Annotated in this window: 20 protein-coding genes; 9 read left to right on the top strand and 11 right to left on the bottom strand. The window is 59.7% G+C overall.

All coding sequences use genetic code 11. The annotated features are described in order from the left end of the window. Positions 1 to 17 precede the first annotated feature (17 nt). The 3 genes from N5D22_RS10805 to trxB form a co-directional block, all read right to left on the bottom strand. Positions 18 to 308: a metalloregulator ArsR/SmtB family transcription factor gene (locus N5D22_RS10805; RefSeq protein ID WP_279656423.1), complete on the bottom strand. Its 291-nt coding sequence runs from the start codon at positions 306 to 308 to the stop codon at positions 18 to 20. Positions 309 to 909: 601 nt separating this feature from the next. Next, entirely contained in the window at positions 910 to 1,806 is an 897-nt protein-coding gene (locus tag N5D22_RS10800) for a LysR family transcriptional regulator VtlR (protein WP_020011327.1), read from the bottom strand. A gap of 24 nt (positions 1,807 to 1,830) precedes the next feature. Then, entirely contained in the window at positions 1,831 to 2,805 is a 975-nt protein-coding gene (gene trxB / locus N5D22_RS10795; protein ID WP_279656362.1) for a thioredoxin-disulfide reductase, read from the bottom strand. Between the two features lie 250 nt (positions 2,806 to 3,055). Here trxB and N5D22_RS10790 point away from each other — a divergent pair, with 250 nt between their 5' ends. Then, a complete protein-coding gene (locus N5D22_RS10790) occupies positions 3,056 to 3,523 on the top strand; it encodes an Lrp/AsnC family transcriptional regulator (protein WP_004430414.1) in 468 nt (155 codons plus the stop codon). Between the two features lie 30 nt (positions 3,524 to 3,553). On the opposite strand, the gene N5D22_RS10785 is transcribed toward N5D22_RS10790, so the two are convergent. Together N5D22_RS10785 and greA are read right to left on the bottom strand one after the other, a co-directional pair. After that, positions 3,554 to 4,609, bottom strand: a complete 1,056-nt coding sequence (locus N5D22_RS10785; protein WP_279656361.1) for a glycosyltransferase family 4 protein — start codon at positions 4,607 to 4,609, stop codon at positions 3,554 to 3,556. A gap of 89 nt (positions 4,610 to 4,698) precedes the next feature. Beyond that, entirely contained in the window at positions 4,699 to 5,175 is a 477-nt protein-coding gene (gene greA / locus N5D22_RS10780) for a transcription elongation factor GreA (RefSeq protein ID WP_003522847.1), read from the bottom strand. A 221-nt stretch (positions 5,176 to 5,396) separates the two neighbouring features. Here greA and N5D22_RS10775 point away from each other — a divergent pair, with 221 nt between their 5' ends. From N5D22_RS10775 to N5D22_RS10765, 3 genes are all read left to right on the top strand, one after another. Next, positions 5,397 to 6,629 carry a putative DNA modification/repair radical SAM protein gene (locus tag N5D22_RS10775; protein ID WP_279656359.1) on the top strand — a complete coding sequence of 411 codons (1,233 nt, stop codon included), beginning with the start codon at positions 5,397 to 5,399 and terminating at the stop codon, positions 6,627 to 6,629. Further along, a complete protein-coding gene (locus N5D22_RS10770) occupies positions 6,629 to 8,077 on the top strand; it encodes a UdgX family uracil-DNA binding protein (protein WP_279656358.1) in 1,449 nt (482 codons plus the stop codon). Before N5D22_RS10775 ends, N5D22_RS10770 begins: the two co-directional genes overlap by 1 nt. Before the next feature lie 151 nt (positions 8,078 to 8,228). Continuing rightward, positions 8,229 to 9,368, top strand: coding sequence for a GGDEF domain-containing protein (locus N5D22_RS10765; protein ID WP_279656357.1), 1,140 nt, complete (start codon positions 8,229 to 8,231; stop codon positions 9,366 to 9,368). A gap of 33 nt (positions 9,369 to 9,401) precedes the next feature. Here the strand turns inward: N5D22_RS10765 and N5D22_RS10760 are convergent, their stop codons facing one another. From N5D22_RS10760 to N5D22_RS10750, 3 genes are all read right to left on the bottom strand, one after another. After that, the gene (locus N5D22_RS10760) at positions 9,402 to 9,587 is read right to left on the bottom strand and encodes a hypothetical protein (RefSeq protein WP_279656356.1); all 186 of its coding nucleotides are present in this window, start codon (positions 9,585 to 9,587) and stop codon (positions 9,402 to 9,404) included. Positions 9,588 to 9,802: 215 nt separating this feature from the next. After that, entirely contained in the window at positions 9,803 to 13,291 is a 3,489-nt protein-coding gene (gene carB, locus N5D22_RS10755) for a carbamoyl-phosphate synthase large subunit (protein ID WP_279656355.1), read from the bottom strand. Positions 13,292 to 13,449: 158 nt separating this feature from the next. Beyond that, complete coding sequence (locus N5D22_RS10750) at positions 13,450 to 14,226, bottom strand: LytTR family transcriptional regulator DNA-binding domain-containing protein (RefSeq protein WP_279656422.1); 777 nt, start codon at positions 14,224 to 14,226, stop codon at positions 13,450 to 13,452. Positions 14,227 to 14,356: 130 nt separating this feature from the next. Between N5D22_RS10750 and N5D22_RS10745 the strand changes: the two genes are divergently transcribed. Further along, the gene (locus N5D22_RS10745) at positions 14,357 to 14,845 is read left to right on the top strand and encodes a DUF2306 domain-containing protein (protein ID WP_279656354.1); all 489 of its coding nucleotides are present in this window, start codon (positions 14,357 to 14,359) and stop codon (positions 14,843 to 14,845) included. An 87-nt stretch (positions 14,846 to 14,932) separates the two neighbouring features. Continuing rightward, entirely contained in the window at positions 14,933 to 15,865 is a 933-nt protein-coding gene (locus N5D22_RS10740) for a neutral zinc metallopeptidase (RefSeq protein WP_279656353.1), read from the top strand. A 37-nt stretch (positions 15,866 to 15,902) separates the two neighbouring features. Here N5D22_RS10740 and N5D22_RS10735 read toward each other — a convergent pair whose 3' ends face one another. Beyond that, positions 15,903 to 16,382, bottom strand: coding sequence for a DUF2938 domain-containing protein (locus N5D22_RS10735; protein ID WP_279656352.1), 480 nt, complete (start codon positions 16,380 to 16,382; stop codon positions 15,903 to 15,905). Positions 16,383 to 16,648: 266 nt separating this feature from the next. After that, on the bottom strand, positions 16,649 to 18,739 hold the full coding sequence (locus N5D22_RS10730) for a methyl-accepting chemotaxis protein (RefSeq protein ID WP_279656351.1): 2,091 nt from the start codon (positions 18,737 to 18,739) through the stop codon (positions 16,649 to 16,651). A 319-nt stretch (positions 18,740 to 19,058) separates the two neighbouring features. Here N5D22_RS10730 and N5D22_RS10725 point away from each other — a divergent pair, with 319 nt between their 5' ends. Then, positions 19,059 to 20,456, top strand: a complete 1,398-nt coding sequence (locus N5D22_RS10725; protein ID WP_279656350.1) for an MATE family efflux transporter — start codon at positions 19,059 to 19,061, stop codon at positions 20,454 to 20,456. Between the two features lie 100 nt (positions 20,457 to 20,556). Here the strand turns inward: N5D22_RS10725 and carA are convergent, their stop codons facing one another. After that, entirely contained in the window at positions 20,557 to 21,762 is a 1,206-nt protein-coding gene (carA, locus tag N5D22_RS10720; protein ID WP_279656349.1) for a glutamine-hydrolyzing carbamoyl-phosphate synthase small subunit, read from the bottom strand. Between the two features lie 336 nt (positions 21,763 to 22,098). Between carA and N5D22_RS10715 the strand changes: the two genes are divergently transcribed. Beyond that, complete coding sequence (locus tag N5D22_RS10715) at positions 22,099 to 22,551, top strand: GatB/YqeY domain-containing protein (protein ID WP_184288256.1); 453 nt, start codon at positions 22,099 to 22,101, stop codon at positions 22,549 to 22,551. A 380-nt stretch (positions 22,552 to 22,931) separates the two neighbouring features. Continuing rightward, a complete protein-coding gene (dnaG, locus tag N5D22_RS10710) occupies positions 22,932 to 24,917 on the top strand; it encodes a DNA primase (protein ID WP_279656348.1) in 1,986 nt (661 codons plus the stop codon). Positions 24,918 to 25,259: the final 342 nt, after the last annotated feature.

The raw sequence follows: 25,259 nt of genomic DNA, 5'->3' as shown, positions 1-25,259 counted from the left end.
CTCAAAGCTTGGGAGGCTCAGAGATTGGCTTGCAGATAATTGCGGAAGGCGTCGATGGTTTCCTCGCTACGTTCGAAAAACACCCATTGTCCGACCTTCTTCGACCTGATGAGGCCGGCTGCCTGCAACACCGCCAGATGCGACGAGACGGTGGATTGCGACAGGCCGCTGATCTGAAACTGGTTGGCGCATACGCCCATGCTGAGGGGATGCTCCTGGCAGAAGTGACTTTCCGGAGACTTCAGCCATTCCAGGAATTTCAGCCTTGCGGGGTGCGAAAGGGCTTTGAGGATTTCCTCCGGGTTCATCGGTGTTTCTTCAATATCTGGCATGCCCGATATTTATATCGGTCATTATCGATATACAAGTCACGTCTCTGTGAGGATCGAAAGGGGGGCGGGCAGGCATTTCCAAAAAAGAAGGCCGCTGGATATTTCCGCGGCCTGATAAGTTTGAAGGTCAAAACCTCCAGAGGGGAACAGCTGCCGCGTGCCTTGGGCGAGCGTGACAGCTGACTAAAATATGGGTGTGGGAATAATGCAAAACAAGGTTGCATCATGCGATATTTCGCCAATTTGGGGAAAATTCTTGCGGGTAAAAAAAGAGGGCCGCCGGATGGATCCAGGGCCCTTTAAGTGTGAAGGTCAAAAACCTCCAGAGGGGAACAGCTGATGCGGTGGAACTGGGAGGAAAAGCCACCGTGTGCATCAGCTGAGAGCGATATGGTGCTTTTTTGTGCACGAAACAACTCTTTTTTGTGCAGGTCAGGCATGCGCACCACGCAGCCCTCGATATTTCCGGTATATTTTATGTGCAATGCTCCCGGGCGGCGCAAGCGCGCCACCCGGGTGTCTTGTTGGTTAATTTATTGAAATTGAACGCTATAAACGGACGCCGACTATTTTAACGTCAGAAGTTCCAGTTCCGCGCCTTGGCGACGATGAAGTCGCGAAAGGCTTTCAGTTTTGCAGCGTTTTTCATCTCGTCGGGATAGCAGAAATAGGTATCGAAGGACGGAATATCTGCGGCGAGCGATAGCTGGATAAGGCCCGGATCGCGACCGACGATATAGTCAGGCAAACAGGCGATGCCGATTCCCAGCAGGCAGGCGCGCTTGATCGAGGTCTGGCTGTTGATCTGAAGATGCGGCGTGCGCGTATTGTCGGAAGAGCGCCCGGCATTTTCCAGCCAGTTGACATCAAGCAGATAATTGGGCGCCGGTTCACCGAAGGAGATGATGCGGTGATTGTCGAGATCCTCGATCGACTGCGGCTCGCCATGGCGATTGATGTAGGACGGCGCGGCATAGACGTGCATGTGTACCGTGAACAGCTTGCGCTGAATGAGGTCCGACTGCTGCGGCTGGCGCAGGCGGATGGCGCAATCGGCGTGACGCATGTTCACGTCAAGCTCCTCATTGTCGAGGATGAGCTGGATCGACATTTCCGGATAGAGCTGCAGGAATTCCTGCACCTTGTCCGTCAGCCAGCCCTGGCCGAGACCGACGGTGGTCGTCACGCGCAGCTTGCCGCTCGGCTTCTCCGTCGTTTCGGTGAGCTGCATCTTGACGGTTTCGAGCTTCAGCAGCACGTCATGGGCGGTGCGGTACAGCAATTCGCCCTGTTCGGTGAGGATCAGGCCGCGGGCATGGCGATGGAACAGCTTGACGCCGACATCCTGCTCCAGCGCGCTGACCTGGCGGCTGATGGCCGACTGGGACAAATGCAGCTTGTCGGCAGCATGGGTGAAAGACCCCGCTTCGGCTGCGGCATGAAAAATGCGCAGTTTATCCCAGTCCAATGGCATTGCCATGCCTATCCTGCCTTTCGGTTATTCCGCTGCGACCGCGAGCGGTTGTTGCGCGGTGAGATAACGTTCCGCTTCCAGCGCGGCCATGCAGCCCATGCCGGCGGCGGTGATCGCCTGACGGTAGATGTCGTCGGTGACGTCGCCGGCCGCGAAAATGCCTTCGACGTCAGTCGCCGTGGAATCGGGGGCGGTCCACATATAGCCGTTGTCTTTCAGCTTCACCTTGCCCTTGAAGAGCTCGACCGCCGGCGCATGGCCGATGGCGACGAAGACGCCGTCGATGGGGAATTCGCTGATCGCGCCGGTCTTGGTGTCGCGCAGCTTCACGCCGGAAACGGAAGGCGGCATTGGCGGCTTTGCGGGCGCGCCGGTAATTTCGGCGATTTCCGTGTTCCAGAGAATCTTGACGTTTTCCTTGGCGAACAGCCGTTCCTGCAGGATTTTTTCCGAGCGGAAGCTGTCGCGGCGGTGCACGACGGTGACCGATTTGGCGATATGGGCGAGGTACAGCGCTTCTTCCACGGCGGAGTTGCCGCCGCCGACCACGATCACATCCTTGTTGCGATAGAAGAAACCGTCGCAGGTGGCGCAGGCGGAAACGCCGAAGCCCTGGAAATGCTGCTCGCTCTCGATGCCGAGCCACTTGGCCTTGGCGCCGGTGGCGATGATCAGGGTATCAGCCGTCCAGACCTGACCGGAATCGGTCTTGACCACGAAAGGCCGGGTCGTGGTGTCAACTTCGGTGACGAGGTCGCTGACGATTTCCGCGCCCACATGCGTCGCCTGCTTCAGCATCTGATCCATCAGCCACGGACCCTGGATCGGATCGGCAAAGCCCGGATAGTTCTCGACGTCAGTGGTGATCATCAGCTGACCGCCCTGTTCCATGCCGGCGATCAGCACGGGCTTCAGCATTGCGCGGGCCGCGTAGATCGCCGCAGTATAACCGGCGGGACCGGAGCCGATGATCAATACCTTGGTATGGCGGGCAGACATGGAATGTTCCTTTCAATAACGGGGCCATTCAGCACCGGGGCCCTGCAGCCGCAAGACGGCGGACGGGCCGCAACCCCTTCGTTGCCCGGTATTTAAGGTTGTCTAGTGCCTTTATTCAAGGGCAGCCTTGCGTTACCAACAAGGCAGTTGTGGATGCGCGCGCAATTTTGTGACCGGGCGGTGGCATAATGTTGCGAATCCTGCGCCGAATAGTACAAGGAAGTTCCACAGCTTAACGAGGTACTCCTCCGTGACCAGCGTCGAACTCGATGCCATCGATCTGAAAATCCTGCGCGAATTGCAGCGCGACGGGCGCATGACCAATGTGGAACTGGCCGAAAGGGTCGGCATTTCCGCGCCGCCCTGCCTCCGGCGCGTCCGCAAGCTGGAGGAAGCGGGTGTGATCGAGGGTTATCACGCCATGTTGAACGCCCCGAAGCTCGGTTTCGACCTCGTCGCCTTCTGCATGATCGGTCTCAAGCGCCAGTCGGACAGCAATCTGAAAGCCTTTGCGGCGGCAACCGCCGGATGGTCGCTGGTGCGGCAGGCCTGGATGGTGTCGGGCGAAAGCGATTTCCTGCTGCATTGCGTGGCCAAGAACCTGACCGAGTTTCAGGATTTCGTCATCGAGGTTCTGACGGCGGACGAAAATGTCGATACCGTGCGCACCATGCTGACCATCCGTCAGGTCAAGCGCGTCGGCCTCGTGGAAATCTGATCGGCAGGCTGTTTGTCGGCTTCGGGGGCGTTACCCCCGCCGTAATGCATCATAGACTTCGCCGAGACTTGTCGCTTCTTTCTCCAGTGGAAAAGTGCTGCGCACATGCGCAAGCCCGGCGCCTGCGTGGGCTTTGGCCAGAGCGGGATTGGCGAGATAGGTCTTTATCGCCTCTCTCAGCGAGGCATAGTCACCCGCATCGACAACCGCCCCGGTCTCGCCCGTGACGATCATTTCCTCGTAAGCGCCGGCATTGCTGGCGACAACGGCCGTCTCGGAGGCCATGGCTTCGAGCGGCGTCAGGCCGAAACCTTCGTTGCGCGATGGCGCGACATAGAACGTCAGCCGCCGGTACCAGGGCTTGATGTCATCGACTTCGCCCTGAAATACGATGCGGTCGGCAAGGCCGGCTGCGGCGACATCGGCCTTGAGCGCATCGCCGAAGGCCTTGTGTTCCGCCGTCACGCGGCCGGAGACCACGGCCGTCCATTGCGGGTAGTCGGGCAGGAGTTCGATCATGGCGCGCACGAAGAGATCGGTGCCCTTCTGGTGACGCACCCGCCCGAAACAGCCGATCAGATATTGTCCCGGCAGGCCGGTTGCCGCGATCGTGTCTTCCGGGCCGGTGGCCGGGTGGAAGAGGCCGGTATCGACACCGTGCATGACGACGCGGTGGGGCACTTCCAGAAACGAGCCGGAGCGGGCGTTGGTCGCAACCACGGCATCCATCTTGGAAATCAGAAAGCGGGTATAGGCGGAATGCCGCCTCTGGGCAGCAGAAGTGAAGAGCAGCTTCACCTTCATGCGCAGCACGTCACGCATGATGATGCCCGGCAGCATTTCCAGGTTGCGACGGGCATGCCAGATGCGCGGGCCGCCGAATGGACCATTTTGCCAGAGACGCCAGAGATCGCGAAAACGCACATGCGGCAGATGCGGCGGCAGGCCGGGGCCGATGGTGGCCACCTTCTGTCCCATCCGGTTCTGCACGGGTATCAGCTGAACGATGGTGGAAGTGACGCCGGAGAGCCTGCGTTTGAAGTTCGGCGCAAGCACCTGCACATCTTTCAGGCTGACGTGGGACAAGATGGGCTTCCGTCTTTGCGGCTAATCTGGGGAATCAATACGTCAGAAAAAGCAATGCGCCCGCATGGGGCGCATTGCACGTGAGGGCATCAGCCCCACTGTACCGCGAGAATCTCGTAACCCTTGGCGCCGCCCGGCGCGTTGACTTCGATGCTGTCGCCGACTTCCTTGCCGATCAGGGCGCGGGCAATCGGCGAGGAGATGGAGATGCGGCCGGCCTTCACATCGGCTTCCTGGTCGCCGACGATCTGATAGGTCTTTTCCTCATCGCTGTCCTCGTCCACCAGCTTGACGGTGGCGCCAAACTTGATCTTCGAACCCGACATCTTGGAAAGATCGATGACTTCCGCACGTGCGGTCAGGTCTTCGAGTTCGGTGATGCGGCCTTCATTGTGGCTCTGGGCTTCCTTGGCAGCATGGTACTCGGCGTTTTCCGAAAGGTCGCCATGGGCGCGCGCTTCCGCAATCGCCTCGATGATACGGGGGCGTTCCTCCTGCTGGCGCCAGCGCAGCTCCTCCTGCAGCTTGACGAATCCACCCTGAGTCATCGGTACTTTTTCTACCATTTTTTTATCCTTCGCATTCCGGTCGCTTTACTTGCAGACACAAAAAGAAACAGGTTCCGGAGAGGAACTCCGGAACCATGCCAAAATCATAACTGAGCCGACTATATCAGAAGACGACAGCGAAATGCCAGCAAATTTGAGGTGCTGAAATTTCTCCATAGAATCAAGTAACTAGTCGCTATGATTGACATCAGTCAATAGAACATATAGTGAACATCGTCATGAAGAAGTCGATCAGGCAACGGCTGGCCATTCTCTCCGACGCAGCAAAATACGACGCCTCATGCGCATCCAGCGGCACGGTGAAACGCAACTCCGCAGCGTCGGGCGGGCTGGGCTCCACGGAAGGGTCGGGGATCTGCCATGCCTATGCGCCGGACGGGCGCTGTATCTCGCTCCTGAAAATCCTGCTCACCAATTTCTGCATCTATGATTGCGCCTATTGCATCAACCGCTCCTCCAGCAATGTCGAGCGGGCGCGGTTCACGCCGGAAGAGGTGGTCTGGCTGACGCTGGAGTTTTACCGGCGCAACTATATCGAGGGGCTGTTCCTGTCCTCCGGAATCATCCGTTCCTCCGATCATACGATGGAGGAGATGGTGCGCGTGGCGCGGGAACTGCGCGTTACCCATGGTTTTCGCGGTTATATCCACCTGAAATCCATTCCCGAAGCATCGCCCGGGCTCATTGAGGAGGCGGGGCTTTATGCCGATCGTCTTTCGATCAATATCGAATTGCCGACCGATAGCGGCATTGGCCGTTTCGCGCCGGAAAAGCAGCCCGTCAATATTCGCCGCTCCATGGCCGATATCCGCCTGAAGATCGAGGAGGCCGGGGAGCCGACCGTCCGGACACGCAAGACCAGGCGCTTTGCGCCCGCCGGGCAGAGCACGCAGATGATCGTCGGGGCCGATGGCGCTGACGATAGCACCATTCTCTCCACCAGCGCCCGGCTTTATGGCAGCTACGGTTTGCGGCGTGTCTATTATTCGGCCTTCAGCCCCATTCCTGATTCGTCGAAAAACCTGCCGCTCATCAAGCCACCGCTGATGCGGGAACACCGGCTTTATCAGGCCGACTGGCTGTATCGCTTTTATGGCTTCGATATCAACGAGATAACGGCAATCGGCGGCGACGGCATGCTCGATCTCGATATCGACCCGAAACTCGCCTGGGCGCTGAGACATCGCGACCGTTTCCCGGTGGACATCAATGCGGCGGATCGGGAAATGCTGCTGCGTGTGCCCGGTTTCGGCACCAAGACGGTGGCCTCCGTTCTATCGTCACGGCGGTTCCGGCGGCTGCGGCTGGAGGATATCGCGCGTTTCGGCGTTTCCCTGAAAAAGGTGAAGGCTTTCATCGTCGCCGAGGGCTGGACGCCGGGCAAGCTGACCGAGCGGCCGGATTTGCGGGCGATGTTTGCACCACAGCCTGAACAATTATTGCTGTTGTGATGTATGGTCCGGTTCTGGAAGGGCGGGGCGATTTCGGCGAGTGGCGTGATGCCGCGCGTGCGGCTCTTGCCGCCGATATTCGGCCGGAGACGATTGACTGGTGGTTGCGGGATGACGGGGCGGGGCTGCTGGATTTCGCCGGCGAGCCATTGCCGACGGTCGATGCCGGCAATGGGCAGGTTTCCGTTCCGGCCTCGTTCGTGGCGCTGGCGCAGGCCGTCATCTGCCACGGCGATCCCGGCCGGTTTGCGTTGCTTTACCGGTTATTGTGGCGGCTGAAGCGGGATCGCGCCCTGTTGCAATTCAAGTCCGATCCGGATGTTGCAGAGGCCCGCTTGCTCGAAAAATCGGTGCGTCGGGATTGTCACAAGATGACGGCCTTTGTCCGTTTCAAGGAGTTGCCCTTGCCGCAGGGGCAGGGCGGGCGACGGCGGTTCGTGGCCTGGTTCGAGCCGGATCATTTTATTGTCGAAAGAACTGCCGCGTTTTTCCAGCGACGGTTTACCGATATGGACTGGCTGATCGCCACGCCGAAAGGGTTCGCCCGATGGGATGGAAGCGAGCTGCAAACCTCACGGGAGGCGGCGGCGAAGCCTGATCTGACGGACGAGACGGATGAGCTCTGGCGAACCTATTATGCCAATATATTCAATCCGGCGCGTCTCAAGGTCAAAGCGATGACGGCCGAGATGCCGAAGAAATACTGGAAGAACCTGCCGGAAGCCGATCTCATTCCCGGTCTCGTTCTTGGGGCGGAGGCGCGGGTCCTTGAGATGGCCGCCAGGGCGGCAAGCCAGCCGCAGCCGTTTCACTACCGCCTGCAGGCGGCCGCCGCCGCGCGCGAGACATCACAAGCGGCGCCGGACGGCTCGCTCGCGTCGTTGGCGCGGCAGGCGGGCCATTGCACCCGCTGCCCCCTGCATTGCAACGCGACGCAGACAGTTTTCGGCTCCGGCCCGGAGGATGCGAAAATCATGATCATTGGCGAACAGCCGGGCGATCACGAGGATCTCGCCGGCAAACCTTTCGTCGGCCCAGCCGGCCAGCTTTTCGACCGGACCCTTGCCGATGTCGGCATCGAGCGCAAAAGGCTTTATGTCACCAATGCCGTCAAACACTTCAAATATGAAACACGGGGCAAACGGCGTATTCATCAGCGGCCGAATGCGGACGAAGTGGAGCAATGCCGCTGGTGGCTCAATCAGGAAATCGCGCTTATTCGACCGAAACTGATCGTTGCCATGGGTGCAACGGCGCTTTATGCGCTGACTGGCGGCAAGGAAAACGTCAAGGAGATTCGGGGGCGCCCTTTGCCGATGGGGGAGGGCCGGGCGCTTTTTGTTACCGTGCACCCGTCCTATCTCCTGCGCCTTGCCGATGGGCTGGTGAAAGAAGCGGAGATGTTACACTTCAGAAATGATATGGGGCTTATAAGAGAATTAGAATAATTTAATTTTGTTTATTATATGTATATTTTTAATTTTCATCTTATATTACGGAAATATTTTTTACTTGTTGTTTATCAGTTATTTTTGTTGAAATTTTATACATTGCGCAATAAAAGAATTATCTGAATTTTATTTACAGTGTGGACATATTATGCTGGGTGAACTCGACCTTGCAACAGTCATATTGATGCAGAAGTGTTCTTACATCGTTGGGCTTCTGAGTTTTATCTATCTGAAAATGACCAATCGCGGTTTGCGCGGTCCCATCCCTCTTGCGGCGGGATTCGTGTCGATGACGATCGGCTCCACGCTTGCAGGTTATGGGGAGTGGGGAATATTGTCGCCGACTTTGTGGCGGTTCGGCAGCGTCGTTTTCGGTATTGTCGGTTATGCGCTGATCTGGCTCGGCCTGAAGACGTTGAGTGACGGACGCTCGGTCGGCCGACGGATTGTCCTTCCAGTCTGCATCATTGCCGTCGTGGCAATCGTCGTCGCGCAGCAGGTGGCGGACGATAATGCGTTTCGCGCGGCGCTGTTCAATGGCTGCGCGTCGCTGGCCTATCTCGCCGGGGCGTGGGTGCTTCTTGCCGGGTGGCGCAGGGAGCCGCTGCTTTCGCGCCTGGCGTTGGCCGCGATCACCGGCGTCTCCGGCCTGATTTCGCTGACGGTGATGAAAAGCGTGCTTTTCCCCGACTATGCCACTCTCAATCTGGTCAATGCGTTTTTCTTCATCATCATGCTGAACTTCGCCATCGCCCTGTTCGTGATGATGCTGGTGGCCGAACGTTCGGAGCGGAAACTGCTGGTTCTCGCCAACACCGATCCGCTGACGGGCGTCAAGAACCGGCGTTTCTTCTTTCAGACCATGCCTGCGACACCGGACCCTGCCGACGCGGCCATGTTGCTCGATATCGATCACTTCAAGTCGATCAACGACCGTTTCGGCCACGCCGTCGGCGATAGCGTGCTGCAGGAAGTAGCGAAGCGCATCGGCGGCAGCATCCGCGGCGGCGATGTGCTGGCGCGCTACGGCGGCGAGGAATTCATCATTTTCCTGCCGGGCGCCGGCGTTCACAAAGCCTGCATGATCGGCGAACGTATTCGTGATGCGATCGCGGTAACCGAGGTCGATTGCGGCGGTCTGCGTGTCGGCGTGACCATCAGCATCGGCGTTGCCGCCACCGGCGAGATGCGCTGCGATCTCCAGACGCTCGCCGAAATGGCGGATCGTGCGCTTTACCGGGCAAAGACCGAAGGGCGTAATTGCGTGCGCGAGGCGCTGGCCGCTTAGCGGCACTCGTTTTCTGCGGCAAGCCGCCTTCAGTTAGTTTCCTGGCGTGCTGGCGTCCATTGCTGCGCGATGCCGTAGGGCTTCCTTCAGCAGTATCTCGATCTGGGCATTGATGCTGCGCAGCTCATCGCTCGCTGTGTGGCGGATTTCGTTCAATATTGCGGGTTCGATCCGCAGCGGAAAGGCCACGCGCTCCGGGCCTGGTGGACGTCCAGCCATGGTCAACTCCGCAGCTTCGAGTTCAGGGAAATGACGTGACCGCTGGCGGAAGCGGATTTTTCAGGTGCAGGAAAAGACATCGTGGACCTCGCGTGGGAATGATGTCTTTTTGATACCCACAACGGATTGCAGCGGGATTACGCGATGCAAAACGCCGCGGATATGGGGGTCCGCGGCGTTCCGGTTTCAATTTTGCGGGCTTTGCCGTTTTAGGCTTACTGGAAGTAGCTCTGCAGCGGCTTCACTTCCAGATTGCCGGCCTTCAGCGCCTTGATGGCAAGCGCTGCGGCTTCCGCGCCGGCCATCGTGGTGTAATAGGGCACCTTCTGCATCAGCGTCGCGCGGCGCAGCGACTTGCTGTCAGAAATCGCCTTGTTGCTGTCGGTGGTGTTGATGACGAGCTGGACCTGACGGTTGCGGATGGCGTCTTCGATATGCGGACGGCCTTCCTGCACCTTGTTGATCTTTTCGGCGTTGATGCCCTTTTCCGCAAGGAAACGCTGGGTGCCGCCGGTCGCCAGCACCCTGAAACCGCTTTCCACGAGAATGCGGATGGCGGGCAGAACGCCTTCCTTGTCCTCGTCACGCACCGAGACGAAGACCGCACCGGAGCGCGGCAGGTCGACGCCGGCGCCGAGCTGGCTCTTGGCGAAGGCCAGCGCGAAATCGGTATCGAGGCCGATGACTTCGCCGGTCGAGCGCATTTCCGGTCCGAGCAGGATGTCGACGCCGGGAAAGCGGGCGAAGGGGAAGACGGCTTCCTTGACGGCGATGTGCTTCAGGTTGCGCGGATCGGGCTTCTCGCCGTAAGCGGCAATCGCCGGATCGAGCTTCTCGCCGGCCATGACGCGGGCGGCGATCTTGGCGATCGGCGCACCGATGGTCTTCGCCACGAAAGGCACGGTGCGCGAGGCGCGCGGGTTGACTTCGAGAACGTAGATCGTGCCGTCCTTGATGGCGTATTGCACATTCATCAGGCCGCCGACATTGAGCGCCTTGGCAAGCGCCGTCGTCTGGCGCTCCAGCTCGTCGACGATTTCCTTCGACAGCGAGCGAACCGGCAGCGAGCAGGCCGAGTCGCCCGAATGGATGCCGGCTTCTTCGATGTGCTCCATGATGCCCGAGACGAAGACGCTTTCGCCGTCGCACAGCGCATCGACGTCCACTTCCACGGCGTTGGTCAGGTAGCTGTCGAACAGCAGCGGGTTCTTGCCGAGCAGGGTGTTGATCTGGCCGGTCTTGTCGTTCGGGTAACGCTGCTTGATGTCCTCGGGTACGAGGCCCGGAACCGTGTCGAGCAGATAGGTCTGGAGCTGGCCTTCCGAATGGATGATCTGCATGGCGCGGCCACCCAGAACGTAAGACGGGCGAACGACCAGCGGGAAGCCGATTTCCGAAGCGACGAGGCGGGCCTGCTCGACTGAATAGGCAATGCCGTTGTTCGGCTGGGCAAGATCGAGCTTCATCAGCAGCTTCTGGAAGCGGTCGCGGTCTTCGGCAAGGTCGATCATGTCAGGCGCAGTGCCGAGGATCGGGATGCCGTTCTTTTCCAGCGCTTCGGCCAGCTTCAGCGGGGTCTGGCCGCCGAATTGCACGATGACGCCGACCAGTTCGCCCTTTTCCTGTTCGGCGCGCATGATCTCGATCACATCTTCCGCCGTCAGCGGCTCGAAATAGAGGCGATCGGAGGTGTCATAGTCGGTGGAAACCGTTTCCGGGTTGCAGTTGATCATGATCGCTTCGAAGCCGGCATCCTTCAGCGCGAAGGCGGCATGGCAGCAGCAATAATCGAACTCGATGCCCTGGCCGATACGGTTCGGGCCGCCGCCGAGGATGACGACCTTCTTGCGATCCGAAACCTGCGCTTCGGAGCGGGCTGCGCCGACGAAGGGAATTTCATAGGTCGAATACATGTAAGCGGTCGGCGAGGCGAATTCGGCAGCACAGGTGTCGATGCGCTTGAAGACCGGGCGAACATTCAGGCTGTTGCGCAGCTCGGCCACTTCCTTCGGGCGCTTGGACGTGAGGCTGGCGAGGCGGGCATCGGAGAAGCCCATGGCTTTCAGCATACGCAGGTTTTCGGCATCCTGCGGCAGGCCATGCTCACGGATGCGGGCTTCCATGTCGACGATGGCCTTGAACTGGGCGATGAACCACGGATCGATCTTGGAGTTTTCGTGGACTTCTTCTTCGGTCATGCCCATGCGCAGCGCCTGGGCGACCATGCGCAGACGGTCCGGCGTCGGCGTGCCGATGGCGGCGCGGATGGCGTTCTTGGAGCCTTCGCCTTCCTCGAAACCGGGGATTTCGATTTCATCGAGACCGGTGAGGCCGGTTTCCATGCCGCGCAGCGCCTTCTGCAGCGATTCCGCGAAGGTGCGGCCGATTGCCATGACTTCACCGACCGACTTCATGGCGGTGGTGAGGATCGGGGAAGCGCCCGGGAATTTCTCGAAGGCGAAACGCGGGATCTTGGTGACGACATAGTCGATCGATGGTTCGAACGAAGCAGGCGTCGCACCGCCGGTGATATCGTTTTCCAGCTCGTCGAGCGTATAACCGATGGCGAGCTTGGCGGCGATCTTGGCGATCGGGAAGCCGGTCGCCTTCGAAGCGAGAGCCGAGGAGCGCGAGACGCGCGGGTTCATTTCGATGACGACGAGGCGGCCGTCCTTCGGGTTGACGGCAAACTGAACGTTCGAGCCGCCGGTTTCGACGCCGATCTCGCGCAGCACCGCAATCGAGGCGTTGCGCATGATCTGGTATTCCTTGTCGGTCAAGGTCAGCGCCGGTGCAACCGTGATCGAGTCGCCGGTGTGGACGCCCATCGGATCGATGTTTTCGATGGAGCAGATGATGATGCAATTGTCCGCCTTGTCGCGGACGACTTCCATCTCATATTCCTTCCAGCCGAGAACCGATTCTTCGACCAGAACTTCGGTCGTCGGCGAGGCGTCGAGACCGCCCGAGACGATGTCGAAGAATTCCGAGCGGTTATAGGCAATGCCGCCGCCGGTGCCGCCGAGCGTGAAGGAGGGGCGGATGATGGCCGGCAGGCCGACATGGTCGATGGCCTGGGCGGCAATCGCCATGGCGTGCGCCATGTAACGCTGCTTGCGGTCGGTTTCGCCGAGGTTCCACTGGTTTTCGAGGTCGTCCAGCGCCTTGTCGAGATCGGGACCGGAAAGCTTGCCCTTCAGCTCGGTGCGCGCCGCCTCGTGCTTCTTGCGGTCGGCGTCCTTGATTTCGGTGGCGTTGGCGAGCATCGAGCGCGGAGTTTCAAGGCCGATGCGGGCCATGGCTTCGCGGAAGAGGGCACGGTCTTCAGCCATGTCGATGGCTTCGGGCTTTGCGCCGATCATTTCCACATTGTAACGGTCGAGAACGCCCATGCGCTTGAGAGAAAGCGCGGTGTTGAGCGCGGTCTGGCCGCCCATGGTCGGCAGAAGCGCGTCCGGGCGCTCCTTGGCGATGATCTTCGCCACGACTTCCGGCGTGATCGGCTCGACGTAAGTGGCGTCGGCAAGGCCCGGATCCGTCATGATGGTAGCCGGGTTGGAGTTGACCAGGATGACCCGGTAACCCTCTTCCTTCAGCGCCTTGCAGGCCTGGGTGCCGGAATAGTCGAATTCACATGCCTGGCCGATGACGATCGGTCCCGCGCCGATGATGAGGATGGACTTGATATCTTGGCGCTTCGGCATGGGCTCTCTCGTTCCGCTTTTCGGTTGCGCAAAACACCGGCCAGGGTGGAAGATCACCGGCCGGGGAGCGCAATTCAAATGTTTTCAGGCTAGAAGCGGCTTATAGGCAAATGTTTTTGAGAACGGAACCCCATAAATTCCGGAATCGACAGAAACTCTTAACGGGCCGGGGCGCGGGCGGCAAAACGGGCCTGCACCGCCGCCGCATGGGAACGGCTGACGGGAACTTCCGTGCCGTCTCCCGTTAGGAGATGCAGGCGACCGGCCTGTCTGCGCAGCGAGACGACATCGGCATCGGCAATCCAGTGCGACCGGTGCACCTGCAATCCCGGCGTATCGCCGGTTTCCTTCATCGCATCGGCAAAACGCAAAAGAACGAGCTGACGTCCCCGCGCCGTCACCACCTCGGTATAATGATCCTGCACGGAAAGGCGCAGCAACGTTCCGCGCCGTTCCGGCTCCAGACGATCCAGAATGGCGGCACGTTCCCCGGCCGATGACGCCGGCGTGGTTTCCGCTTCCGTCTCCGCCGCCTGCTCGGCCTGGTTTGCGGAGCCGGCCGTCAGGCAGCTCAGGAAACAGAATATGAGGCAAAGCGGCAGGGCCGCCCGCGCATCCTCGCCTATCGAGGCGACGTCGATGGGCTGCGCGAAAAACGCGTGGTTGGCGAATGTAATAATGGCGCCGATTGGCAGGGCGGCGGCGATTGCTCCCGCCATCATCCGGGCGAGGGGGCTTGAAAGCCTCGCCGCCAGCGCGGCATTGGCGAAAGCCGAAAAGCTGGTGGTGATGATCCAGCCCGTGCCCAGCAGCAGGGTCCAGTAGGTAGCCCTTGGCCAGAAGGTCATCTTCTCGCCCGTCCCGTAGGGACCCGTCAGGATGAAAAGAAAAACGATAGCGAGAAACGTGCTCCAGAGCGGGCGGGAACGCGCCATTGCCCGCAATTGGCGAAGCGTGGATTGCACCACGGTGTCGTTCACGAAATTCTCCCGCCGTTTGCGCCATTCCGCTTGAGCCAAAGCCTGTTTGGCTGAAATTGCCGCCGAGTTCAACCGGGTAGGAAAGATGTCCCTTCAACCTCTTCTAGATGCGCCTTTCGCTGTTCAGCTGCATGTGGCGACGGTCATTCCCGCGGCCATCATCGGCGCGGTGGTTCTGTTTTCTCCGAAAGGAACGGCTTTTCACCGGCTACTTGGCAAAGTCTGGGTTGTTCTGATGATTCTCACATCGTTTTCGACTTTTTTCATACATGGGCTGAATGTCTTTTACGGTTTCAGCCCGATACATCTTCTGTCGATTTTCACCATATATGGCTGTCTGCAATCGATCTATTTCGCCCGCAGGGGGGAAATCAAGCATCATATGCGGCTGATGAAGGGCATCTATCTTGGCGGGATCGTCGTTGCGGGCGGCCTCACCTTCCTTCCCACGCGTATGATGCATGAGGTGGCTTTCGGCGATGGCGGCGCGAATTTGCTGACGCTTTCAGTCGGGAGCCTGCTGCTTGTTTTCCTGTTCGTCGCCGTTCTCAGGCAAAGACGGCAAACCGCCTGAGCGAGGCCAAGCTTTCTTCCGGAACAAGATGTATTATAGTGCCGTTATCAGGCAGCTTGTTAAGGCGATATCCGCCGGGAGAATAGCATGGAATGGAGAGGGCGCCGCCAGTCGGACAACATCGAGGACCGGCGTGGCATGTCGGCGGGTTCGGGGCCAAGCGGTAGCGACCCATTTTCCCGTGGCGGAATGCGTGTGCCGATCGGGCGGCGCGGCGGTGGTATCGGTATTGGCGGCATTCTGGTTATCCTGCTGATAAGCTGGGTGCTCGGCATCAATCCGCTGACGCTGCTTTCGGGCGGCGATATTTCGCTGGATGGCGGCGGCACGACGCAGCAATCCGGCGGCCAGCAGGCGGGCACGCGTCCGCAAGGCCAGTCGTCGGACGACACGACAGCTTTCGTTCGCACCGTGCTGGCCGAAACAGAGGATACCTGGAGCGGCATTTTCCAGGCCGCCGGTGAGACCTACCAGAAACCGACGCTGGTTCTGTTCTCCGGTCAGGTGTCTTCGGCCTGCGGTTACGCTTCGGCGGCCAGCGGCCCGTTTTATTGCCCGGGTGACCGCAAGGTCTATCTCGACACCAGCTTCTTTAAGGAACTGGACCAGCGTTTTGGCGCGGCCGGCGATTTCGCGCAGGCTTACGTGATTGCGCATGAGGTGGGCCACCATATTCAGAACCTGACCGGCGTCCTGCCGGAGTTCAACCGCCGCCGTCAGTCGATGAGCCAGGTGGATGCCAATAGGATGTCGGTGCGGGTCGAGCTTCAGGCGGATTGTTATGCCGGTATCTGGGGCAAGTTCACCGAGCAGAAGGGCATTCTCGAAACCGGCGACCTTGAGGAAGCGCTGAATGCCGCCCACCAGATCGGCGACGACACGCTGCAGAAGCAGACGCAGGGCTATGTGGTGCCTGACAGTTTCAACCACGGCACCTCGGCACAGCGCACGGAATGGTTCAAGCGCGGTTTCCAGAGCGGTCGCGTCGAGGATTGCGACACATTCTCGGCAAATATCTGAGCAGACGGGAGAGGGGGCTTTTCAGCCCCCTTTTCATTCAGCCCATCAAAAGCGCCACGGCATACATGCCGAGCGCAAAGACCGTGTGGGCAACGAGGTTGAGAACACGGACCTTGGTGGGGTTGGGCGTTTTCGACGCCGCCCAGCCGATGCCGAGACCCGGCTGCAGCAGGAACCAGCCTGCGCCGACCGTGACGATGCCGACGATCCATGGCTGGATGAAGGACGGATTGGCAAACCATGCGGCCGGCACTATCAGCGCGAGAATGATGCCATAGAGGATTCCGACGGCGTAATGCGAAATCCAGCCGAGCGCCAGTTCGTGCTCATAGGGTGTCGCCGTTGCAATGCTGTCGTGAAATATCCTGCCCTTCGGCACATGCCAGAACCAGCGGCCGACCGGCGCCCAGTTGGGCGCGGACTGGCCGAAAAACCGGTGCAATATGATCGCCCATATATCCATGAATACGGTGCCGCCAATGCCCATGGCAATGCCGCGCCAAATCAGTTCCAGCATGAATCCCTCCGCATGATCGTGATCGATCAAGCTCTAGCGGATCGCGCCGGTGGCGGGAACCGGCTATTGCCGGGGTGGCCAAGAAAAATGGCCGGATTGCTCCGGCCATGCGAGAGTTTGAAACCTCTCCTCCGTCACCCTCGGGCTTGACCCGAGGATCTATATCCCGGCGTACTCTGGATCCTCGGGTCAAGCCCGAGGATGACGTCGTGCGTGTAGAGACCTAGCCGATACCGGGTCGCTCCCGGCCAGCTCTGTCCTTGTTATCACGCAGCACGCCCATATTCCGCCTGCCGCCGCGTTGCCGCGGCGAGCTGGAATTGGGCGAGCAGATCGTTCAGCGCCGCCGCTTCCGAGGCCAGCCCATGGCTTGCCGCGGTCTGTTCCTCGACCATGGCGGCATTTTGCTGCGTGCCCTGGTCGATGGTGTTGATGGCGGTGTTGATTTCCTGAAGGCCGGTCGATTGTTCACGCGACGCGGTCACGATGGCGTCGATATGGCGGTTGATCTCCTGCACTTCGCGGACGATGGTTTCCAGCGCCTTGCCGGCATTGCCGACGAGATCGACACCGGACTGCACCTGCGACGTCGAGGCGTTGATCAGCGTCTTGATCTCCTTGGCGGCATTGGCGGAGCGCTGGGCAAGTTCGCGGACTTCCTGGGCGACGACGGCAAAACCCTTGCCGGCCTCGCCGGCGCGGGCGGCTTCCACACCGGCATTCAGCGCCAGCAGATTGGTCTGGAAGGCGATTTCGTCGATCACGCCGATGATGTTGCTGATCTCCGACGATGATTTTTCAATGCCTTCCATGGCGCGCACCGCATCTTCGACGATGATGCCGGACTGTTCGGCATTGCTGCGGGCGCGGTCGACCAGGCGGCCGACTTCTTCCGCACGGCGGGCGGAATCCTTGACGGTGGTGGTGATTTCCTCAAGCGCCGCCGCCGTTTCTTCCACGGAGGCCGCCTGCTGTTCGGTGCGCCGTGCGAGATCGTCGGCCGACTGGCGAATTTCGCCGGCGCCGGCATCGATGGCGCGGGCGTTCTGGCCGACGGTGCTGAGCGCCGCGTTCAGCTTGGCGACGGAATTGTTGAAATCGTCGCGCAGCCGGTCGATGCGCGTCACGAAAGGCGTGTCGATGCGGTAGTTGAGATCGCCATCCGACAGATGTGCCAATCCCCTGGCAAGCGAATCGACGGCGAACTGGATGTCTGCGGCATCCTTCGCCGCCAGTCTTTCACGTTCGTTGCGCTCCCGTTCGGAGAGCGTGCGGTTCTGCTCCGCGTCGCCTTCGAGGCGCAGGCGCTCCATGGCGTTCGACCGGAACACGGCGACCGCCGCGGCCATTGAGCCGATCTGGTCGGTGCGCTCCTGGCCGGGAATGGCGACATCGAGATTGCCGGATGCGAGGCCTTCCATGGCGGAAGTCATCTGCGTGACGGGGCGGACGATGAAGCGGGAGAGCACCGTCGCGAGCAGGGCGATCATGATTGCGGCAGCAAGAACGGTGGCAATGGTGGCTGCCAGACGGAACTGGCCGATGGCGCTATAGGCAACATCGGAATCGACGACGAAACCGAGATACCAGTCGACCGAGGGCAGGCCGGCGACCGGAATGAAGCTCGTGATCTTGCCCTTGCCATCGATTTCGGTCTGCGAAATCGCCGAGGAAATCGCCGGCGCATTGACCTTGAAGAGATCGGTGAGCGGCTTGTCGACGAATTTCGGATCGGGATGAATAAGGATCTTGCCGTCCTTGCTGACAAGGAAGGCATAACCGTCCGTACCTGCATCCACCGACTTGATCATTGCTACCAGCGAATTGAGCGAGAAGTCGCTGCCCGTCACGCCGGTGAGCTTGCCATCGATGGAGACGGGAATGGCGGCGGTGATGATGAGGCCGCCGGTCGATGCGTCGTTATAGGGTTCGGTAAGAACGGTTTTGCCCGCCTTTACGGCGTCCAGATACCACGGACGCTTGCGCGGGTCATATCCCTCCGGCAGCGGTGTTTTGGGGAAGGTGGTGAAACTTCCCGTTTCGGCATTGCCGAAATAGGTCGACATGAACTGGGCGGTCAGAACGTCATTTTCCAGAAACCGCAGCTTGGCCTCGTCATCCGGAAGCTTGGCAAGCGTCTTTGCCACCGTTTCCGTCAGCATGATGCGGCCGTTCAGCCAGTTGGCGATGCTCTGCGCGGCCTGCTTGCCGGAAGAATCGATATTTTCCGCCACCGCTTCCGTCGTGACCCGGTGCTGAAGACTGTCGATGTAGAAAGAAAAGCCCGCAAAGGCGGCGACGACAAGAGATGACGCCGCGAACAGAATGCGCGTCATGAGGTTGGTTTTCTTCGGCAAACTGAAGATCCTTTGAACCGGATGTACCGTTTCGGTCATCTTTGACAATGGTGGGGAAAACATGCCTCAAAGGCGGGAATATTCTGCGTCATGCAGCTTATGATTTAAAAGAACTACTCGATGTTCTAATAATTAAAGTGAAATGGTAAAATTCGACTAAATTTGCCTTCTGTCAGGTCTTTAAGCGGCAGAGTTGCGCGCCTGCGTAAATTTTGATCATTTGGTCACAAAGGTTGCGTGCGGGAAGGGAATATTTTATTCATCATCGTGCCGCCGTTGCGCAATTCGCGGGCAACGGCCAATGTTCAGGTGAATTACAATGTCTTCGTCGATTGTTGCAGGAACCGTTCCATCCGGATCGGGGTCGTGGTTTTCGCATTTCAAGGCTACGCTTGCGCTGGGAATTCCGCTTATCGGCGCGCAGCTCGCGCAGCTTGGCATCCATACCACTGACATGGTCATCGTTGGCCAGCTGGGCGCCGAAAAACTGGCGGCCATGGTGCTGGCCGGGCAGTTCTTCTTCGTTGTCTTCATTTTCGGCTCGGGCTTTTCCGTGGCCGTGGTGCCGATGGTGGCTCAGGCTTACGGGCAGGGGGATGCGACGGCGGCCCGTCGCTCGCTGCGCATGGGCATGTGGGTGGCAATCGCCTACTGGCTGCTCGCCCTGCCGATCTTCTTTAATGCCGAGCGCATTCTCGTTTCTCTCGGGCAAAACCCCAACGTTGCGGCCTTGACGGGTCATTATCTCGCCATTGCCAAGTTCGGCCTTTTGCCGGCGCTGCTGTTTTATGTCCTGCGCAGTCTCGTCAGCGCCATCGGGCGTGCCGGCATCATTCTTTATGCCACCATCACCATGCTGGTGATGAACGGCGTGCTCGCCTATGCGCTGGTGTTCGGCCATTTCGGATTGCCGGCCATGGGCATGAACGGTGCTGCCGTCGTTGCCGTCATCGTCAATGCCTTCAGCTTCATCTTCATCGTCGCTTATGTGCAGACGCGGGAGGAAACGAAGAAATACGAGCTGTTCGTACGTTTCTGGCGGCCGGACTGGCATGCGCTCTTCGAAGTGCTGCGCCTTGGCCTGCCGATCAGCATCACCATCCTTGCCGAAGTGACGCTGTTTGCCGCCGCGTCTATCCTGATGGGGCAGATCGGCACCGTGCAGCTTGCGGCGCACGGCATTGCCCTGCAGCTCGCCTCCATCGCCTTCATGATCCCGCTCGGCCTGTCGCAGGCGGCGACCGTGCGGGTGGGGATCGCCCGCGGTCAGGGGGACTTCAAGAACCTCATCCGCGCTTCGATCATGATCTACGCGATTGCCTGCGGCATTGCCATTTGCGGCGGTATCCTGTTTGCGGCCGTGCCGGAATTTCTGGCGAAATGGTTCCTGGATGCGAAATTGCCCGAGGCGGCGGAAGTGCTTGCCTATGCCAGCAGCCTGGTGGTGATCGCCGGCATCTTCCAGCTGGTCGATGGCATTCAGGCCGTGACGGCGGGCCTGCTGCGCGGATTGAAGGATGCGCGCATTCCGGCGATGCTGGCGCTGATTTCCTATTGGCCGATCGGGCTGGCGCTTGCCTGGACCATGGCCTTTCCGCTCGGCTTTGGCGGGCGCGGTGTCTGGTTCGGTTTCGTGATCGGCCTTTCGACGGCGGCCGTTCTCCTGACCGTGCGTTTCGTTCTTCTGGTGAAGCGTGAAATGCGAACGGCCCGCTGATAGCGGGCCGTGATGGTTCTTACATGTAACTCTGGTCATCCCGGCCTCGATGGATCCTCGGGTCAAGCCCGAGGATGACGTGGAGTATGGGAACGGCCTATCAGCGCTCGGCGAGCGCTGCCTCGCCTTGTCTCTCGCGCAGCAGGTTGACGAAGCGGCGGAAGAGGTAGTGGCTGTCCTGCGGGCCGGGCGATGCCTCCGGGTGGTGCTGGACGGAGAAGACCGGCTTGCCGACGATGCGCAGGCCGCAATTGGTGCCATCGAACAGCGAGATATGGGTCTCTTCGACGCCTTCGGGCAGCGACTTGGTGTCGACCGCAAAGCCGTGGTTCATGGAGACGATTTCCACCTTGCCGGTGGTGAAGTCCTTGACCGGATGGTTGGCGCCGTGGTGGCCCTGATGCATCTTTTCGGTCTTTGCGCCGACGGCAAGACCGAGCATCTGGTGGCCGAGGCAGATGCCGAAGATCGGCAGCTCGCTGTTGATGAGGTTCTGGATAACCGGCACGGCATATTCGCCGGTCGCCGCCGGGTCTCCCGGACCGTTGGACAGGAACACGCCATCCGGCTTCAGCGCCAGAATGTCTTCAGCCGAAGTTTGGGCCGGAACCACCGTTACCTTGCAATCCAGACCGGCAAAGAGGCGCAGGATGTTGCGCTTGACGCCGAAATCGACGCAGACAACGTGGTACTTGGCATCGGCTTCGCCGAGCGTGCCGTAACCCTTGTTCCAGACCCACGGCGTTTCCGTCCAGGTGGAGGACTGGCCGGAGGTGGCTTCGATGGCGAGATCGAGACCGACGAGGCCGCTCCATGCCTTTGCTTCCGCCTTCAGCGCCTCGATGTCGAAGACGCCGTTCGGATCATGGGCGATGACCGCGTTCGGCGCGCCGTTTTCGCGGATCCATGCGGTCAGCGCGCGGGTGTCGATGCCGCAAAGGCCGATGACGCCGCGGGCCTTCAGCCAGGCATCCAGATGCTTGACGGCGCGGAAGTTCGAGGGATCGGTTATATCGGCCTTGAAGATGACGCCGACGGCGCCGCGGCGGGCGGCGGGCGTCAGGTCTTCGATGTCTTCCTCATTGGTGCCGACATTGCCGATATGCGGGAAGGTGAAGGTGACGATCTGGCCGAGATAGGAAGGATCGGTGAGGATTTCCTCGTAACCCGTCAGCGCCGTGTTGAAACAGACTTCGGCCTGAACCTTGCCGGTTGCGCCGATGCCGGTTCCCTCGATCACCGTGCCATCGGCAAGAACAAGCATTGCGGTCGGTTTGCGGGTAGTCCAGGGCGCTGTCTCGGTCATCTCGTTCCGTTTCTGCCGCTTCGCACCCCACCTCTTGAAAGGCAGGGGGTAAGGGGCCATTTTTGTCGCAGGCTTCGTGACATAAAGGGGCGCGCGATAAAGCTCGCGTTCCGACCCTTCGTTAAAATCTCGTGCAGGTGCCGGAAAATAACGAAAGCAGCCCAAGCGGTCAACCGCAGGGCCAAGATTTACGCGGAATTAAACCGCCGTATATTCAAGGCCTTATGCATTTGATTTGCTTGAGCCTGTCTGCTCGTTTATGTCGTTTCGAAAAATAGGGTGGAAAGTTTCCGTGTCGAAAAGCGGCGGAATGCACTTTCCCAAGGAGAAGAAGAAATGCTGCGCGACACGTTCGCTAACACTTTGAAAGACGCTTTGAAGGCTCGTGATGCACGCCGTACCTCGACCGTGCGTCTCATCCAGACCGCCATCAAGGATCGTGATATCGCCAATCGCGGCGTGGGCAAGGACCCCGTCAGCGATGAGGACATCATGCAGATCCTGACCAAGATGGTGAAGCAACGGGAAGAATCCGCCAGCATCTATGAAGGCGCCGGCCGTCCCGAGCTTGCCGCTCAGGAGCGCGAAGAAATCGTCATCATCAAGGAATTCATGCCGGAAGAAATTCCGGCCGAGAAGGTGCGCGAACTCTGCCAGGCCGTCATCAGCGAGACAGGCGCCTCCGGCCTGCGTGACATGGGCAAGTGCATGAATGCGCTGAAGGAGCGTTATCCCGGCCAGATCGACTTTGCGAAGGCCTCCGGCGTCGTGAAGGACTTGCTGAAGTAAATTCGGCAATGCCGAAAAAGTAAAGGCAGGGCAGATGTGAGCTGCCCTGCCTTTTTTCTGTCGACGAAAACGCATTCCGGCGGATCAAAATGCGGTCCTTCACAGGCTTTTTTCGGGGGACGTGCCTGCGGGCGCCGGCAGATTATACGGAGGTCAATTACTGCCTTCGCTGATGTTTTTACATCGCCGCTTCGGCCGGCTCAAATTACAAAAACATAATTTTTGGTGATGTTGCCGTGCCATAAATTTGCCCGAAGCGGGCGCAATGGCGATGTGATTTCGCCCTCGTGGCCTGTGAATATCGGGTATTCCTGTTCTTTAAGTTTTGTGCTGGCCTCTTTCCGCGCTTATATGAAAGACTGGCCTCGAATAGGTAACCCATGCGCTTTTCCAATTCTTTCCTCGATGAGATACGCGACCGCGTGCACATCTCCGATGTGATCGGCCGACGTGTGTCCTGGGACAAGAAGAAGACCAATACGTCGCGGGGGGATTATTGGGCCTGCTGCCCGTTCCATGGTGAGAAAAGCCCGAGTTTCCACTGCGAGGACCGCAAGGGGCGGTATCATTGTTTCGGTTGCGGCGTTTCCGGCGATCACTTCCGCTTTCTGACCGAGCTTGAGGGCCTGAGTTTCCCGGAGGCCGTGCAGCAGATTGCCGATATGGCCGGCATTTCCATGCCGCAGCCCGATCCGCAGGCGGAAAAGCGCGAGCGTGAGCGCACCTCGCTGCAGGACGTCATGGAAATGGCGACGCTGTTCTTTCAGGACCAGTTGCAGACGGCGCTCGGTGCACGGGCGCGGGCTTACCTGCGCGATCGCGGGTTGACCGGGCGCACCATCGAGACTTTCCGACTGGGTTATGCGCCCGATAGCCGCAATGCGCTGAAAGAGCATCTGGCGAGCAAGGGCGTAACGAAGGAACAGATGGAGGCCTGCGGGCTGGTGGTGCATGAGAATGTGCCGGTCTCCTATGACCGGTTCCGAGACCGCATCATGTTCCCGATCCTGTCGTCGCGGGAAAAGGTGATCGCTTTCGGCGGTCGCGCGATGGCCGCGGATGCGGTCGCGAAATATCTGAATTCCAACGAAACAGAGCTCTTTCACAAAGGCAATGTTCTCTACAATTTCGCCCGCGCCAGGCGCGCCTCGCAGGCGGCAGGCGGTTCGGTGATCGCCGTCGAAGGTTATATGGATGTCATCGCGCTTTATCAGGCGGGTGTGGAAAATGCCGTCGCCCCGCTCGGCACGGCGCTGACTGAAAGCCAGCTCGATCTCCTCTGGAAAATGTCACCGCAGCCGATCCTCTGCTTCGATGGCGATGGCGCCGGCATTCGCGCCGCCAACCGTGCCGCCGATCTTGCCCTGCCGCATATCAAGCCAGATCGTTCCGTCAGCTTCGCGCTTCTGCCCGATGGCAAGGATCCGGACGATCTCGTGCGACTGGAGGGGCGTGCGCCTTTCGACCGGGTATTATCCGAAGCCAAGCCGCTGGCGGCGATGATCTGGAGCCGCGAGACGTCAGGTGTCACTTTCGATACGCCGGAAAAACGCGCCCAGCTTGAAAGCCGGTTGCGGCAGATTGTGGCCGTTATCGGCGACGAGACGGTGCGCCGTTTTTACCAGCAGGATATGCGCGACAGGCTGAACGGCTTTTTCCAGCCGCGTTTCCAGCAAAGCGGGGCGCAGAACGGCAACTTCCGTCGCAATGGCGCGCAGCCGGCGGGACGTGGCTTCCAGCGCAATGCGCCGGGGCGGGGCGGGGCCATGTCCGCGCCGGCCAGCAGCATTTCCGAGCGGCTGGCGCAATCGGGCCTCGTCAGGGGCTATCAGACCAAGCCTTCGCTCCGGGAAAGCGTTCTCGCCATCACCATCGTCAACCATCCCGAACTGCTGCTTGAGGAATATGACGAGATCGCCGCCATCGATTACGAGAACCGCGATCTGCAGCGCCTGTGGTCGACGGTGCTGACCTATGCGGCGGAAAGTGTAGCGGAGATTTCGCGGGCAGGGCTCGTCGAGCGGCTGTCGCAACAGGGGTTCGAAGCGCTTTTGAAGACCATGGACCAGCAGGTGCGCAATGCCCGCCTGTGGACGGCGACGGAGCAGGCGGCGATGGAGGATGCGCGCGAGGGTTACGTGCAGGCGCTTTCCCTGCATAAGCGGACAAAATCCCTGCTGTGGCAGAAACGCGAGCTGGAGCGGGAAATCGCCGAGGCGACGGATGACGAACGCGGCACGCTGCTGGTGCGGGCGCTGGCCGAAGTGCAGCTGGAAATCGGCCGTATGGAAAATCAGGAAGCGATCATCGATGGTTTCGGGGTCATGTCCGGCCGGGTGAAGGGGCCGGCTGTCGGTCATGGCTGATCGGGTCGGCAAGAATTGAAAGGCCTGTGGGGTTGCCTTTTGCGGCAGGCGTCCTAAATAGGGGATAGTCTGGTGATAACCCGCAAAATGCGGCTCTTTTTAAGAATTTCCGTGGCTGTCTCGCTCTCAAAGGCTTGACGGGGCGGGAAATAGCGGGAATCACCATTTCAGGAAAAGTAAGGTGGAATGGGCCTTGGCGGATAGAAATTGCATGAGCAAGCATTTCCGGGTGCACTGTCTTTGCATTCTGCCTGAGGCTGCCGTGGTTAATCGGCAATTAAAGATCACTCCGTTAGGTGTCTGACAGTGATTCGCGGCAAACCGCTGGATGCTCAAGGGGCG

It is taken from the genome of Agrobacterium sp. GD03872 (genome assembly GCF_029840625.1).
Taxonomy (GTDB): domain Bacteria; phylum Pseudomonadota; class Alphaproteobacteria; order Rhizobiales; family Rhizobiaceae; genus Agrobacterium; species Agrobacterium fabrum_A.
The sequence above is the reverse complement of the archived record's forward strand: the minus strand, read 5'-3'. Positions and strand labels throughout refer to the sequence as shown.